The organism is Micromonospora sp. LOL_013 (assembly GCF_048060315.1).
GTDB lineage: Bacteria > Actinomycetota > Actinomycetes > Mycobacteriales > Micromonosporaceae > Micromonospora_E.
This window is the reverse complement of sequence record NZ_JBHMIQ010000036.1, coordinates 16,491-31,509: the sequence shown is the minus strand read 5'-3', so window position 1 is coordinate 31,509 and position 15,019 is coordinate 16,491. Positions and strand designations below refer to the sequence as shown.

The 15,019-nt window shown below is 71.1% G+C and carries 11 protein-coding genes and 1 riboswitch; of the genes, 4 read left to right on the top strand and 7 right to left on the bottom strand.

Going from position 1 to position 15,019, the window contains the following annotated elements; genetic code table 11:
- Positions 1–123: 123 nt before the first annotated feature.
- The 4 genes from thrC to ACFHWS_RS22165 form a co-directional block, all read right to left on the bottom strand.
- Entirely contained in the window at positions 124–1,428 is a 1,305-nt protein-coding gene (gene thrC / locus ACFHWS_RS22180) for a threonine synthase (protein ID WP_416551879.1), read from the bottom strand.
- Positions 1,429–1,438: 10 nt separating this feature from the next.
- A riboswitch (SAM riboswitch) is annotated at positions 1,439–1,579 on the bottom strand.
- 118 nt (positions 1,580–1,697) lie between these two features.
- Complete coding sequence (locus ACFHWS_RS22175; protein ID WP_416551880.1) at positions 1,698–2,069, bottom strand: STAS/SEC14 domain-containing protein; 372 nt, start codon at positions 2,067–2,069, stop codon at positions 1,698–1,700.
- Positions 2,070–2,182: 113 nt separating this feature from the next.
- Positions 2,183–3,001: an inositol monophosphatase family protein gene (locus ACFHWS_RS22170; RefSeq protein ID WP_416551881.1), complete on the bottom strand. Its 819-nt coding sequence runs from the start codon at positions 2,999–3,001 to the stop codon at positions 2,183–2,185.
- Between the two features lie 68 nt (positions 3,002–3,069).
- Positions 3,070–3,330, bottom strand: a complete 261-nt coding sequence (locus tag ACFHWS_RS22165) for a hypothetical protein (protein WP_278171781.1) — start codon at positions 3,328–3,330, stop codon at positions 3,070–3,072.
- 282 nt (positions 3,331–3,612) lie between these two features.
- On the opposite strand from ACFHWS_RS22165, the gene ACFHWS_RS22160 reads away from it, so the two are divergent.
- Positions 3,613–3,816, top strand: coding sequence for a hypothetical protein (locus tag ACFHWS_RS22160; RefSeq protein WP_416551882.1), 204 nt, complete (start codon positions 3,613–3,615; stop codon positions 3,814–3,816).
- 223 nt (positions 3,817–4,039) lie between these two features.
- On the opposite strand, the gene ACFHWS_RS22155 is transcribed toward ACFHWS_RS22160, so the two are convergent.
- Positions 4,040–6,064 carry an Hsp70 family protein gene (locus ACFHWS_RS22155; protein WP_416568941.1) on the bottom strand — a complete coding sequence of 675 codons (2,025 nt, stop codon included), beginning with the start codon at positions 6,062–6,064 and terminating at the stop codon, positions 4,040–4,042.
- A 166-nt stretch (positions 6,065–6,230) separates the two neighbouring features.
- Positions 6,231–7,700, bottom strand: coding sequence for a dynamin family protein (locus ACFHWS_RS22150; protein ID WP_416551884.1), 1,470 nt, complete (start codon positions 7,698–7,700; stop codon positions 6,231–6,233).
- A gap of 396 nt (positions 7,701–8,096) precedes the next feature.
- Between ACFHWS_RS22150 and ACFHWS_RS22145 the strand changes: the two genes are divergently transcribed.
- The 3 genes from ACFHWS_RS22145 (at position 8,097) to ACFHWS_RS22135 (ending at position 14,253) form a co-directional block, all read left to right on the top strand.
- Positions 8,097–10,457 (top strand): LuxR C-terminal-related transcriptional regulator, encoded by a 2,361-nt coding sequence (locus ACFHWS_RS22145; RefSeq protein ID WP_416568940.1) that lies wholly within the window; start codon positions 8,097–8,099, stop codon positions 10,455–10,457.
- 164 nt (positions 10,458–10,621) lie between these two features.
- Entirely contained in the window at positions 10,622–12,271 is a 1,650-nt protein-coding gene (locus ACFHWS_RS22140) for a hypothetical protein (RefSeq protein WP_416568939.1), read from the top strand.
- 161 nt (positions 12,272–12,432) lie between these two features.
- The gene (locus ACFHWS_RS22135; RefSeq protein ID WP_416551887.1) at positions 12,433–14,253 is read left to right on the top strand and encodes a dynamin family protein; all 1,821 of its coding nucleotides are present in this window, start codon (positions 12,433–12,435) and stop codon (positions 14,251–14,253) included.
- A 72-nt stretch (positions 14,254–14,325) separates the two neighbouring features.
- Here the strand turns inward: ACFHWS_RS22135 and ACFHWS_RS22130 are convergent, their stop codons facing one another.
- A complete protein-coding gene (locus ACFHWS_RS22130; RefSeq protein WP_416568938.1) occupies positions 14,326–14,997 on the bottom strand; it encodes a hypothetical protein in 672 nt (223 codons plus the stop codon).
- Between the last annotated feature and the right edge of the window lie 22 nt (positions 14,998–15,019).

The following is a 15,019-nucleotide window of genomic DNA, read 5'->3' as shown; positions in this document are numbered from 1 at the left end:
CAAGACCCCACCGGCGTATTTTCTCGACCTATGGCAAAACACTGACTACGGACCGCACATGAACATCGGCTGATCGGCGTACGCCGATCAGCCGATGCAGTGGAGGGTGTGCTGGTCAGAAGGTCAGCCGAGTAGTCCGGCCGCACGAACCGAACGCAACGACGGCTTCACCCGGTGAGTCGGGCCGACCTGCCCGGCGACCGCGTCGATGGTCTTCAGACCTTCGCCGGTGTTGTAGACGACCGTCTCGGCGGTCGGGTCCAGCTGTCCGCTGTCGACCAGCTTCTTCAGCACCGCCGTGGTTACCCCGCCGGCCGTCTCGGCGAACACCCCGGTGGTCCGGGCCAGCAGCCGGATCCCCTCCCGGATCTCGTCGTCGTCGGCGTAGTCCATCCAGCCACCGGTGCGCTGCACCGCCTCCAACGCGTACAGACCGGCGGCCGGGTCACCGATGTTGAGCGACTTGGCGATCCCGGTCGGCTTCACCGGCACGATCTGGTCGGTGTCGCGGTGCAGCGCGGTCGCGATCGGGTTACAGCCGGCGGACTGCGCGCCGAACACCCGCCAACCGTTCGCCGGCGCGTCGACCAGGCCGATCTCGACCAGCTCGGTGAACGCCTTGTCCACCTTGGTGAGCAGTTCCCCGCTGGCCATCGGAATCACCACCTGCTCGGGAATCCGCCAGCCGAGCTGCTCGGCCACCTCGTAGCCGAGCGTCTTGGACCCCTCCGCGTAGTACGGCCGCACGTTGACGTTGACGAACGCGGTGTCCTCGAACTCGTCGGTCTCCACCAGCTCGCTGCAGAGCCGGTTCACGTCGTCGTAGGAGCCGTCGATTGCGACCAGCTCACCGCCGTACACCGCGGTGGTGACGATCTTGCCGGGTTCCAGGTCGCCGGGGATGAAGACGATCGACGGTACGCCGGCGCGGGCGGCGTGCGCGGCGACCGAGTTGGCCAGGTTACCGGTGGAGGCGCAGGCAAACCGGGAGAAACCGAGCGTACGGGCGGCGGTGAGAGCGACGGAAACGACCCGGTCCTTGAACGAGTGGGTCGGGTTGGCGCTGTCGTCCTTGACCCACAGCGGCGCCCGGATGCCGAGCTCGGCGGCGAGCGCGGCGGCCGGGACGAGCGGGGTGAAGCCGGGATCCAGGCTGACCCGAGTGGCCGGATCCTGGCCAGCGGGCAGCAGCGGGGCGTACCGCCAGATGTTGGCCGGACCCGCCTCGATGTCGGCCCGGGTGACGCGAGCGAGAGCCGCCGGGTCGTAGCCGACCTCCAGCGGCCCGAAACACTCGTAGCAGGCGTGTTGCGCGGCGAGCGGGTACTCGGCACCGCAGCCGCGACAGACCAGGACACGGGCCGGGCTGGTGGTGCTCACCGGGGCGGAGTCAGGGCTGGTGGTGCTCGCGTCGATCAGCGACGTCATGGCGGCTGTCCTCTCATCTTTCCCTGCGCCGCGCGGTGCGACGGGGACGGAATTGGCACCTGCCCCGGCTGGCCGATTGCGACCGGCGCGACGGGTGGGGTGGTTGCCGGGGCTTCATCGGGCCGTGTCCCTCTGCCCCTCTGGATGAGGTATGAAGTTGTGTTCCCAGCGAGTGTACGGGCGCTGGTCGGACCGGGCACCCGGCGATCCCACGGTGTGAGCAAGCCCGCACCCGCCGCCACCGAAAGGCGCCCATGTGCGACCGGCCGTCACACCGGGCGGGCTCGGCGCAGCCAGTCCCAGGCCTGCCGCTCCGCCCCGGCGTGGAAGTGCCGCAGCTCGATCGGCGTCATTGCGCCCGAGGCCCGGGTCACCCACTCGGCCACCCGGTTGCCGCCGACCACCGCCGCCCGGTCGATGTCGGTCAGATGCTCCCGGGCGAACCGCAACCGGTCGTCGATCGCCGAGAGCTCCATACCCGGCAGGCTGTCGTCCGGCAGCCGGCCAAGGACCGAGACCGAGCCGTACTCGGCGATCGCCGCCCGCAGCTCCCGGTCCAGGTCGCGGTACTCCTGCTCGGTCAGTTTCCCGGCTACCTCGTAGCCGAGCACGTTCCCTTCCTGCCCGATCTTGGTGATCATCCCGTTCCTTCCCTGCCGCCGTCCGGATCCCGGATACCGCCCGGTCGTCGACCGACGCGGCCGTCCACTGCCGTTCCCGGATGGCGATCCCGCACACCTGCGAGTCGCCGTCGTCAGGTGAGCCCGCCGTCGTCAGCCGCCGCCCGTACCTGCGCGAGCACCTCGTCGAGCAGCGGTGGAGCCGCGGCGATCGTCGCGAACGAGTCGAGGCTGTGCGGCGTACCGTCGATGTCGACGACGGCGGCGCCCGCCTCCCGGGCGATCAACGTGCCGGCGGCCATGTCCCACGGCTTGTTCGACAGGGCGATCGACACATCGGTACGGCCGTCGGCCACCCAGACCAGGTCGATCGCGGCGGAGCCGAGCATCCGCACCCGTAGCGCGCCCCGGGCCATCCGCTGGGTGAGCGCTAGCCGGGCGGCGTTACGCTCTGCGGCTTCGTCGCCCACCGCGAAGTCACCGAGGTTGACCAACGCGTCGGGCAGCCGCGTCGTGCCCCGCACCCGGATCGGCCGGCCGTCGCGCCACGCGCCGCCGCCGAGGGTCGCGGTGTACCGGCTGCCCAGTAGCGGCAACTCGATCACCCCGACCACCGGACGCCGGTCCCGGACCAGGGCCAACGACACCCCGCAGAGCGGTACGCCGTGCGCGAAGTTGACCGTGCCGTCGACCGGATCCAGCACCCACTGGGGCCCGTCGCCGACCCCGGAGACGCCTTCCTCCTCGCCGAGGAACCCGACGTGCGGGGTGGCGTCGGCCAGGAAGGCACGCAGCTCCCGTTCGACAGCGAGATCCACTTCGGACGCGTAGTCCCGGTCGCCCTTGCCGGCCAGGTGTCCGGGCTCACGGGTACGGATCAGCTCGGCACCGCGTGCGGTGGCCTGTGTCGCGATTGTGAGCAGGTCGTCCAGGGCAAGCGAATCGTCAGCCATGCCGCCAACCCTAGACAGGCCACCAGCCCGGGACACACCGCCAACCGGGACAGCCGGTCGACGGCTGGTCAGAAGCTCGACGCGTACCCGCGGCTCGACTCGATCGCGCTCTGCGCGAGGGCGGCCGCTTCGGCCAGCTTCTGCTTGGCCTGCTCGACCTTGGCGATCGTCTCGGCCACCTGCGAATGGCTGGACCCGCTGGTGATCGCCCGCAGCGCGGCCCCGCTGGTGCTCAGCGCCTCCGCACTCGCCCGAATCGCCCCCACCTGCTGGCCGAGTTCGTCACCGAACCGGGCTACCCCTGCCTTGACCTCTTCGACCGAGCTCACGCCTGAACCCTCCCCATCGGACGACCACCGGACCGGTACGACGCTACCGGACGTGAACCATCGTCGAAGTCCACCGGCCGACCAATGCAATCACTAAGAGTAGTCATAGCGAGTCAAGATGTAGCAGCGGCGGACCCGCCGGAACGGCCGGTGGGCACCGGTCCCGGCCACCCACCGGCCGGCCGGTGCACCTTTCGATGATCACCGACGGCGACGATAAGGTAGGCCCGGCCGTGTGGGGCAGACCACGCTCAAAGGTCACGCTCGAGGTATGGAGTCGCTGTGGGACAGGGTCGCAATCAGGTAACCGCGCTGATCGAGTCGGATCACCGACGCCCGGTCCGGCCGGTACTACGGAGGCGGGACGTCGCCGCCTACACCGGGGCGACTGTCGAACACGCGCTGCGGCGGTTCATGCAGCTGGGTTCGGTCGGCGTTGACGACCGCGACACCGACCCGGGGCTGCCCCGGGTCGGTCGCCACTGACGAGCGCCGGAGCCGGCCCAGGTAGCCCGGCTGGTGAAGGCGACCGAGGGCGGCTGTACGGCGACCGCCCTCGGCCAAGCGTCACGACCCAGTCGGACTGACCGGCACCCGGTCCCAGGTCACCGGCAGACCCGCCGGCATCCAACAGCCACCCGGCGAGTGTTCCCGTGCCTAACAGCATCTCCACACAGGAACACTCGCGCGGTCCGGGTCGGCTACCGGGTCACTCCCAGCGAATCTTGACGCAGTTGCCGGTGGTGTAGCTGCCGTTGTCGTGCTGCGCCAGTTCGTGGGCAGAGTTCGCGATCCGGGCGCACACCTTCGGCTGGTCGCCGACCGCGTTGATGAACGCCGGGTCGTCGGTCCAGACCACCGACGGCTGCTTGGCCTCGACGTACCAGAATCCCTGCTGGCCGTCGGGGACGTGGCTGCCCATGATGTGGTCCGGCGGGTTGGTGCCGTCGCTGCCGTAGATGTGCAGGTGCCATCCGCCGTTGGTGGACGGCTGGTTCCCGCCGAACTCGGCCTCGTACTCCACGGTCAGTTTGCCGCCAGCGACCCGGGCCGAGGTGAGGCAGACCCAGGTCCAGTTGCTCTTGATCTCGTCAGTGCACTGTTCGTCGGCCGGAATGTCTGGGGTTTCCGGCTCCGGCTCGCCGGTCTGCTCCGGCTGCTGAGCCTGCGGCTGTTCCGCTCCGTCGTCCTGGTCCGGGCCGGGCGTGGCCAGGCCGCTGGCAACCTCTCGGCCGTCGTCGCCCTGTCCGCTGGTCAGCGCGTAGGTGACCCCGACGCCAGTGAGCAGCACCACCAACACGGCGGCGGCCACGATCAGCGGCCCCCGGCCACGCTTCGCCGACGACTTCTCCCCACCGCGTCGCCCCGGGGAGTCTTCAGTGCCGATGGAGTTCGCCGAAGCGAATGTCTCGGTACGGGACGGATAGCCGCTGCCGACGTCCGGGCTGCCGCGTCCGACGGAAGCAACGCCAGTGACGCCAGCCGGCGGCGGCGACGTGCGGTAGCCCGCTGCGGAGACCGGGGTGGTCGACGCGGTCGGCGGAACCGGCGCGGTCGACGGAACCGACGCGGTCGGCGGCACTCGGTAGGTGCCGGTCGCCGCAGCCGGCGGAGCCGGGATCGGGGTCGGGGTCGGGGTCGGGGCGGGCCCGGCCGGCATCGTCTGGCCGGTCAGCTCCGCTGCGGCCAGCCAGGCGGCACCGAGCGAGACAGAGTACTTGGGGTGTGCGTCCACCGCCACCGGCCGGCCCAGCTCGGAGCCGACCAGCTGGGAGACGATCGGCATCCGCGACGACCCACCGACCAGCAGCACCGAGTGCACCTGCTCCGGCGAGCAGCCAGCGGACCGTACGGCCCGGTGCAGCGCCTCGATCGAGCCGTGCAGCACCGGGCGGACCATCGCCTCGAGCTCGGAGCGGGTGAGCCGGATCTCGGTGGAGATGTTGGGCAGCAGCACCGGGATCGAGGTGTCGGTGTCCGACGACAGCGCCTCCTTGGCCTGAATGCACTCGTCGCGCAGCCGGGCGACGGCGGCGATCGCCGCCGGATCCTCCTCGTCGAGCTCCTCGAGTTTTCCGCCGAGCGTTGCCCGGACATGGTTGAACACCGCTGCGTCGAAGTCGATGCCGCCGAGTCGCTCGATGCCCTCCGGCTGGCCCATGATCTCGAAGCCGGTGGGGGTCTTGCGCAGCATCGCCGCGTCGAACGTCCCGCCACCCAGGTCGTAGACGGCGACGATGGAACCCGGCTCGATCCGCTGCTGCTCGGCGTAGTTGATCGCTGCGGCGGCGGGCTCGGTGGTGTAGGTCACCGGCACATCGAGGTTGGCCATCCGCACCGCTTGGCGGAGCAGGTCGAGCTTGTACGGCCCCCAGTTGGCCGGGTGCGAGACGCAGATCGCCGCAGGGAAGCTACCCTCTCGGCGGGCCACCTCCTCCACCACCGACCGTAGCAACCGGGACATCAACGCTTCGGCCGACTGCGGTACGCCGCCGAGCAGGATCGGGGTGGTGTCGCCGAGCCGCCGCTTGAACTCGCGGGCCACCCGCTGCGGCTCGGAGAGCCCACGACGGTGCGCCGCCTCGCCGGTGAGGAACGTCTCGTCCTGCCGTAGCAGCACCACGGATGGGATCGCGGAGCTCCGGCCGCCGAGTGAGACGGTCTCCACCCGGCCTTCCCGCCAGATCGCTGCCGCCGTGAACGTTGTGCCAAGGTCAATGCCGAGTGCGTACATCAGGGTTGCTCCGATGAAGTTTGTGGAGACAGGTATGGCCGGGTCTGGGTGGCCGACCGCCGGTGCGCCGCACACCACAGGGTCGGACAACTGCTGGAAACGGTAGTGGTACGAGGCGAGCGTCCGGCGGCGCCGCTGGGCCGGGGGGATCCCGCCGGGTACCCGGTCACCGGGGCCGCCGCTGGTCGGCGATGATGCCCTCGCAGGACCGAACCGCCACCCGGGCGGCCACGGCCAGCTCGTACGGGGTCATCGGGCTCTCGGCGCGCCGCTGCCAGCGGCCCAGCGCCTCGACCGCGCTCTCGGTCACCTCGGCGGTGGTCGCGTCGGCCGGCAGCCGCAGCCGCTGGTGCGCCGCCGCACCGGAGCCGCCGATCACCTGCTCGAGCTCGGCGACCACCGGGGCCTTGCCGGTGATCCACCCCGCCCGCAGGCTGGACAGTACGCGCAGCTCGTTGAACGGGTGCGCCGAGGCGATGATCTCCTCGACCGCGCCGGCCACCTGCTCACTGCCGGGTCGGACACAGACCCGGGTGACGTCGGAGAGCGCCAGCAGCGCCGACCGGGACTTGAGCACGTCCCGGCGCTCGAAGAACAGTGAGCCGAGGACCTCCCGCAGCTGGGTAAGCCCGCTGCGCTCGGTCAACTCCTGGGAGAGTTCGGTGGCGGTGGCCACGCCGTTGTGGCGCAGCATCGCGGCGGACAGTCGTAGACCAAACATGCCGAGCCGGGCCAGCAGCGCTTCCCGTTCGATCGTGGTCAGCCCGAGTTCGGGCATGTTCTGCACGAACCGGTCGGCGGAGAGCAGCAGCTGCTCGGCCTGGGCCACCGGCAGTTCGGCGACCCGGCGCAGCTGCGCGACCTCCACTTCGGTCAGCGTCGCGGCGGTCTCGGCGAGCAGGCCGGCGACCGGGACGACCGACTGCACCAGCCGTCGCACGTTCGCGTCGGTACTCAGCCGTTCGGCGATCCGCCGGGCGGACGCCATCGCGTCGAGCCGCCCGACGCCGATCTCGTCGGCCCGGGACAGGATGCCGATGGCGTTGACCGGGTTGGGCCGGGACACCTCCACGTCGTGGAAGGCCCGCAGGAAGTCGACGTCGTTGGAGTGCAGGTGGCGCATCAGGTAGACGACGGCGTCGGCCGGGGTCTCCTCCTCGTCCGGGACGAGTAGGTCCCAGGCGCGCCGGGAAGTTTGCTCGGAGAGCGAACCGATGCCGGGAGTGTCGATGAGCGTCACGTTGCGCAGTGCCTGCGACGGCCAGGTGATGTCCAGTTGCGCGACGTCGTCGACGGACAGATTGCCCAAATCGACGTCGATGGCGCCGTCCTCGCGGGTGAACCGGAGCTGGCGTGGCTCGCCCTCGGTGGGCGTCGCCAGCACCCGGTAGGTATGTCCGTCCTGGTACCAGGTGACGATCCGGGTGCACTCCCCGGCGTCGGTCGGGGCCAGCCGGTCACCGACCAGCGCGTTGAGCAAGGTGGACTTGCCCGCTTTGACCCGACCGGCGATCGCCACCCGCAGCGGCTCGTCGAGCCGGTCGCGGACGGTGCTGAGCCGCCGCTCGTACGCGGTGCCCCGGTAGACCTCGATGGCGTGGCCGAGCACGCTACGGGTCCGGTCGATCAGACTCATCTGGTCACCGCCGGTGACCGTAGCCTGGGGATATGGCTACAAACCAACTCGGACTCCACATTTTTCACACCGCTACTTCCTAGTCCGCCGGGGATGTGTCGTGTTGTCTCGCTCGTCGGAGTCGGCCATCGGTATCGGACCGACCCACGGATCCACCCGGGCAACTCTGTCGATCAACGAGTTGCTGACCGGCTGAACAGCCCAGCCGGGAGGCACAGCACAGCTGACCACGCGCACGTTCGGCGGCCGGCGGAACGCACGTACGGGATACGGCACACTCAGCGCCCAGGTCGGGCCGAGAGTACACGGTACACGCGTACGGGGTCAGGCCATGCGTCGGCCTGCGGAGCCGTCCGTACACTGCCTCACTGACACGGGCAAGGAGGGGCTGCACCGGTGACTGTCGTGGTGGGTGTGGACGGTTCCGGGCGATCGCGGCGGCTGGGCGAGATCGCCGCAGCCGCCGGCCGACCGGCCGTACGCGTGACGCCCGCGACAACCGACGACCTGCAGGTTCTTCTCGATCAGGCCCGAGCTGACGACGCCCTGGTCCTGGTCGACGACGCGCACCACCTGACCCCGGCAACCTTACGGTCACTGACCGTGGCTGCTCACGGCGGGGTGTCGATGGCGATCGCCCGGCGTCCCACGATCACCGGTCCGGAACTCGCCGACCTGGACGAGGCGGTCTCCGGGCAGGGCCCGGTCGAGCGGCTCGGCCCACTCGCACCGGCCGCCCTGGCCGAGCTGGCAAAGGAGGTCCTCGGCCGGCCGGCCACAGCAGAACACCTGGACGCGCTCCAGGTTGCCTCCGCCGGGCTGGCCGCCGTCGCCGTCGCGGTCGCCGCCGACCCGGCCGGTACGCCGCCCGCGCTGGTCGCCCGGCTACAGCGTCGATTCGCCGCCGCCGGACATGACGCCGCCGGACGCGATGTCGCCGGACGCGATGTCGCCGGGCTGGCCGCGGTCCTGGCACTCGACCTGGACCTGGCCGACGGCGTGGTCTGCGCCGCGACCGGCCTGGACCCGGCCGAGGCGGCCGCCACGATGCGGTCGCTGCGCGACGAGGGATTACTCACCCCCGACGGGGAACGGATGATCCCGGCGGTCGCCCGGGCGGTGCTGTTCGACCTGCCCCCGTCGGAGCGTCGTCGGCTGCACGAGACCGTGGCCACGGCACTGCTGGCCAGCGGTGCCGACCCAGTCCGCGCCGCCGGACAGCTACGCGCCGCGCGGGCCCGGACCCCGACCGCCGCCGACGTCTACCGGCAGGCCGGCGACCGGTTGCGGTTTACCGACCCGGGCAGCGCGCTGACCTGGTACGACGACGCGCTGGACGCCGGCGCCGAGCCGTCCACGGTGACCGCCGGACGGGCCGAGGCGGCCACCCTGCTGGGGGTGCCGGTCGACCTGGACGGGCCGGCTGCGGCACCGGCCGACACCGGCCGGATCGCGCTGGTCGCCGGGGCGGCGGCGGCGTACGACGGCCGCGCCGGTCGAGCGGCGGAGGCGTTGCTGGGCGCCGACGCTCCCGGCCCGGTCCTCGCGGTACCGGCCCTGGTGGTCACCGGTCAGCTGGCCGCCGCGCGGACGGCGGCGACCGGATCGGCTCCGCTACCGGTGCGGCGACTGGCCGACGCCGCGCTGGCGATGACGGATCCGGCGGCGGCGCTGCCGTTGCTGATCGAGGCCGCCGAGAGTTTCGAGAAGGCACCGCCCCCGGTTGCCGTACCGGACCTGCCGCACGCGGTCGGGGCGCTGGTCGCGGTGGTCGCCGGCGACTCCGCTACCGCCGAGCATCTGCTGGAGCGGGCGTCGACCAGCGGGGCCGGTGGTCCCGTCGCACTGGACCGGCACCGGACGTTGCTGGCCTGGGTCCGGATGCGTACCGGCCGGTACGACTCGGCCGTCGCCGAACTGCGCCGGCTGTCCGGTGCCATGCTGCCCGGCCGTGAACGGCTCACCTACGCCGGCCTCACCGCCGGGATCGCCCGCCGCAGCGGGGACATCGCCCAGCTGCGGACGGCCTGGTCCGTCGCCGAGCCGGTGCTGGCCCGGCGGGCCGTGGACCTGTCCCAGCTGGAAGTGGTCGAGGAACTACTGGTCGCCGCTGCCCGGCTGCGCCACCACCAGCGGATCGCACCGGTCCTGGCCGACCTGGCCGGCATCATCGACCAGCTGGGTCGACCGACGGCATGGACGGTGTCGCTGAGCTGGATCCGGTTGCAGATCGCGGTCGTGGGTGAGGAGCCGGCGGCGGCTGCGGCAGCGGCCGACGAGCTGGGTTCGCTCGACCCGGGCGGATTCCGGCAACAGGCGCAGTGCCGGGCCGCCGGCCGGTGGGCCGCCGTACTCGCCGGCGAGGTCGACCCGGACGCGGTGTTGGCCGACGCCGCCGAACTGGCCGCCGCCGAACTGCCCTGGGAGTCGTCCAGACTGATCGGCCAGGCAGCGGTCCGTACCACCGACGCGTCGGCCGCCCGCCGGCTCCTGGAACGAGCCCGGGAACTGTCCCGGATGGACCCGGTGCCGGACGAGTCGCGGCCGGGGGCCTCGCACGGTGGCCTGTCGGACCGGGAGGTCGAGGTGGCCCGGCTCGTGCTCGCCGGCCGGACCCACCGGGAGATCGGGACGCAACTCTTCCTGTCCCCCAAGACGGTCGAGCATCATGTGGCCCGGATCCGCGGCAAGTTGGGGGTTACCACCCGGGCCGAGATGGTCGCTACGCTGCGAAGTCTGCTCCCCGAGGAGTCCTGACTTGTCGGTTAGCTGACCTGAGCTTGGTGGCACCCCCCTAGACCCCAGAACCTGGCAGGGGGGAAGCCCCGATGCGAGGGGCGGGCGTCGACCCGCAGTCTTGTACCTGTCCGGCCGATCGGACGGACCAGAACCCCTACGAACCACGAATATCAGGAGACATCATGGCCGCGGTAGAAGTCACCCCGTTGATCGTCGAGAAGGTCAAGGCGCTGTTCGACAAGGTGTTCAGCAGCGAAGAAGAGACCGCCAAGTTCCTGGCCGACCCGGAGGGCGCGTTCGCCGCCAACGGGATCGAGGCGGAGACGCTCAACGAGCTCGACGTCGACCAGATCGTCAACGAGGCGGCGTTCGGCAGCAGCGAGGGATCCGGTGGGGGCGGCTTCGCCGGAGGTGGGGGCGGCGGGGGCGGCGGCTTCACCGGAGGGGGTAGCGGCGGGGGCGGGGGCTTCGCTGGCGGGGGGGCCGGTGGAGGCGCCGGAGGGGGCGGCGGCTTCACCGGAGGGGGCGGCGGCGCCGGTGGGGGCTTCGGCGCCGGCGCCGCCGCCAACGTACCGACCCCGGAGGTCGTGCAGCAGGTGACCCAGGTGACGCAGAACTTCACCAACCAGAACTTCATCGACAACTCGCAGACCTTCACCGACAACTCCACGGAGATTGACAACTCGGTGGACGTCGACGTGGACGGTCCGGTGCTGGGCGACATCGACGTCGACTCCGAGAACCTCAACCAGACCGGGGACGGCAACGTCGCCAACACCGGTGACGGGGACGTCAACGCGGCCACCGGCGACGGGGCGGTGGCGCAGCAGGGCGACGGCGACCAGGTCGCCGCGACCGGCGGGTCGGTAGCGGCCGGCGACGACGCGTTCGGCGTCACCGGCGACAACTCGTCGCTGGAGTTCGTCGACGGCGACAAGGTGATCGCCGACGATGGCGCGGTGGTCGGCACCGGCGGCGGCGACGTGCTCGGTGCGACCGGTGACGGCGCGTTCCTCGGCAACTCCGAGTCCGGCGACGTGGTCGGCAACACCGGCGACAACGCCGTCACCGCAGGCGACGACATCGACGGCGTGGTCAACACCGGGACCAACTCCGGCGTGATCGCCGATGGAGACGTCGACCGGACGGTGCTGGGCGACAACACCGGGATCGTCGCTGACGACGTCGACAAGGCCGTGGTCGGCGACAACAACCAGGCTGCCCAGTTCGACATCGACACCAGCGGGGCGGCCGGCGGCGACGCCAGCGGCACCGGTGGGGCCGGCGGCGTCGGTGGCGACGCCGACGCCGACGGGGGCAACGGCGGCGACGGCGGGACGGGTGCCGGCGTCGGTGCCGGCGTCGGTGTCGGGTTGCGAGGCAAGGGCGAAGGTAAGGGCGAGGGTGACGGCGAGGGCGGCGACGGCGGGGCCGGCGGGGCCGGCGGCACCGCGACCGGTGGCAGCGGTGCCGGTGGCGCCGGCACCGGCGGCAACGCCAGCGGCGGCGACGGCGGCGCGCTCGGGCCGATCAACATCAACTTCGGGGGCGGCAGCCAGCAGAACACCACCGACTCGAGGATCGAGGACTCGTCGCTGGCCTCCGGGGGCGACTCGGCCAGCACCCAGGACTCGTTCAACGACCAGTCCACCAACGACTCGTTCAACGACCAGTCGACCGACAACTCGGTGAACACCGACGACTCGTTCAACCAGGAGGACTCCTTCAACCAGGAGGACTCCTTCAACCAGGAGGACTCGTTCAACACGGAGGACTCGTTCAACAACACCGCCGAGGCGGACACCACTGCGGACCCGACCCTCGGGGCGTGACCGGACAACCACGGAGCGGGCCGGACGTCGCACGGCGTCCGGCCCGGTGAGCGCCAACATGGCGTGGCAGGTCCGGCCGGGGCCTGCCACGCCATGTTGGCGCTCGCACGTTTCCCCGCTGACCACCGCCTGCCGACACCAACCTCGATCGAGGAGCGACGTTGACCGCGAAAACGACACCCCCTGACGCTGACGGCACGCTGCAACGGGCGACACAGATCGTCGATCTCGCGGTACGCGCCTGCGAGGCGTACGACCGCCCCGACCTCGGTGGTCGGCTGGCCACCATCCGGCACACCCTGTCCGACCCGGTGGTGCACGTCGTGGTCGTCGGCGAGTTCAAACAGGGCAAGAGCTCACTGGTCAACGCGCTGGTCGGGACGAAGATCTGCCCGGTCGACGACGACGTGGCCACCGTCCTGCCGACCTACCTCCGGCACGGACCGCAGCCGTCGGCGCAACTGCTGTTCAGCGACGACCCCGCCCGGCGGGAGCCGCTGCCCATCGATCAGGTGCAGGATGTGGTTCTGGAACGGGCCACCGGCGGCGCCACCCCACCCGGGATCGCCGGGGTGGAGGTCCGGCTGCCGCGCAACATCCTGTCGAACGGCCTCGTCATGGTCGACACCCCGGGAGTCGGCGGTCTGGGCTCGGTCCACGCCGCAGCCAGCCTGGCCGCCGCGTCAATGGCCGACGCGCTGCTGTTCGTCACCGACGCTGCCCAGGAGTTGACCCGCAGCGAGCTGGACTTCCTGCGGCAGGCCCACGAGGTGTGCCCGACGGTGGTGTGCGTGATCACCAAGACGGACTTCTATCCGCACTGGCGGAAGATCCGGGACCTGGACGAGGGCCACCTGCGCCGCGAGGTCGAAATGCCGATCATCCCGGTGTCGTCCGCGCTGCGGCTGCGGGCAGTCGCCGGCAACGACAAGGAACTCAACGCCGAGTCCGGGTTCCCGGACCTGGTCAAGTTCGTGACACAGCGGGTGGCCGGTGGCGCGGCGACCCGGGTCGCCACACAGGCCGCCGCGTCGGTCGTCGGCATCTGCGAGCAGATGGAGAACCAGTTCAAGGCCGAGCACGCCGCGCTCGCCGACCCGGAGGCCGCCGCCACGGTGGTGGCCGAGCTCAACGCGGTGAAGCAGCGGGTCGAGTCGCTCAAAGCGGCCGCAGCGAAGTGGCAGCAGACGCTGAGCGACGGGATCTCCGATCTCAACGCCGACGTCGACTACGACCTGCGCGGCCGGCTCCGGCGCATCCTCGAAGAGGCCGACGCCGCGATCGAGGAGATCGACCCCGCTGACGCCTGGGACGAGACCGAACGCTGGCTGCAGGCCAGGGTGTCCAACGAACTGCTGGCCAACTACATGATGCTGCGTGACCGGGCGATGAGCCTGAGTGACGACGTGGCTCTGCACTTCCAGGAGGCCGCTGGCGAGGTGCTTCGCCACGTCGCGATCCCCGACCCGGTCCCGTTGGTCGGCACCGCACAGGTGGACCACAAGATCGAGCTGGCCAAGATGAAGCTTGGCAAGCAGGCGATGGTGGCGCTCAAGAGCGCCTACGGAGGCGCGCTCATGTTCGTCATGCTCGGCTCGTTGACCGGGATCGCGCTCGGCCCGATCGGTATCGGAATCGGGCTGGTGATGGGCCGCAAGGGCCTGCGCGAGGAGAAGAAGCGGCAACGCGTCAACCGGCAGAACCAGGCGAAGAACGCCGTCCGGCGGTACTGCGACGAGGTCAGTTTCGTGATGACCAAGGACTCCCGGGACACGCTGCGCCGGATTCAGCGCCAGCTCCGCGACCACTACAGCGCGCTGGCCGAGGAGTTGTCCCGGTCGAACGCCAAGGCGCTGGCCGCCGCGTCGGAGGCCGCTCAGCGGACCAAGGCCGAGCGGGAGAGCCGGCTCCGCGATCTGAACGCCGAGTTGGACCGGCTGCGTCAGCTACGCGAGCACGCCACCGCGATCGTCGGCGCCTGACGTCACATCGGACCGCAGGACATCGCCAGAGGGTCCACACCGGCTCGGCCCGGGTCGGCCACGCCGATCCGGTCAGCCGGCCCCGAGGTCGTCGATCTCTGCGACACCGTCCACCCCGGCGGTGCCCTCGGATATCGGCGGCAACGCCCACGGGTCACCGGACGGTAGCGGACCGTCCAGGAGATCCGCCGCGTCCGGTTGGCCGTCATGGCTGGCCGGTTCGGCGTCGTCCCCGGTCGGGCCGGCCGGGAATGGCTCGACCGTTGCCGGCTCACGATCGTCGACGGACGGGCCGTCGCCGCGGCCGAACGCCGCGTCCATCCCCGGTCCGGCCGCGAAACCCGGGTCGTCGAACCCGGCTGGGGTGTCGAACCCCGGACCGTCCGGCGGCGCCGCGTCGAGCCCCAGGCCGTCCAGGTCCGGGCCGTCGAACGCCGGATCATCCGGCATGGCAGCGTCGAACGCCGGGGCCGGAGCCGTGGCGAGCAGGTCGAGCGGCGAGGCCAGCTCATCCGGTACGGTGCCGTCGCCGCCGACCTGGCTGTGCGCCGTGACGAACGGGGCCAGATGTTCGGCCACCTCAGCCGGGGCGGTGTCCGCGAAGCTGACCACGGCCTGCGCCAGCAACTCCGGGGGAAGGTCCGCGTAGCCGTTGGCATCGAGCACGGCAGCGACGTCGCTGTGGGCTGCGGCGTCGCCGGGCAGCCCAGCGAAGATCTCGTGCAGGGATCGCGCCGGTGCCATGTGACCACTGTAAGAAGAGCAC

Excerpts from the sequence above, each read along its gene's own strand:
- thrC (WP_416551879.1), bottom strand. The coding sequence starts at position 1,428 with ATGACGTCGCTGATCGACGCGAGCACCACCAGCCCTGACTCCGCCCCG.
- ACFHWS_RS22175 (WP_416551880.1), bottom strand. The coding sequence starts at position 2,069 with ATGATCACCAAGATCGGGCAGGAAGGGAACGTGCTCGGCTACGAGGTA.
- ACFHWS_RS22150 (WP_416551884.1), bottom strand. The coding sequence starts at position 7,700 with ATGAGTCTGATCGACCGGACCCGTAGCGTGCTCGGCCACGCCATCGAG.
- ACFHWS_RS22130 (WP_416568938.1), bottom strand. The coding sequence starts at position 14,997 with ATGGCACCGGCGCGATCCCTGCACGAGATCTTCGCTGGGCTGCCCGGC.
- ACFHWS_RS22155 (WP_416568941.1), bottom strand. The coding sequence starts at position 6,064 with ATGTACGCACTCGGCATTGACCTTGGCACAACGTTCACGGCGGCAGCG.
- ACFHWS_RS22140 (WP_416568939.1), top strand. The coding sequence starts at position 10,622 with ATGGCCGCGGTAGAAGTCACCCCGTTGATCGTCGAGAAGGTCAAGGCG.
- ACFHWS_RS22170 (WP_416551881.1), bottom strand. The coding sequence starts at position 3,001 with ATGGCTGACGATTCGCTTGCCCTGGACGACCTGCTCACAATCGCGACA.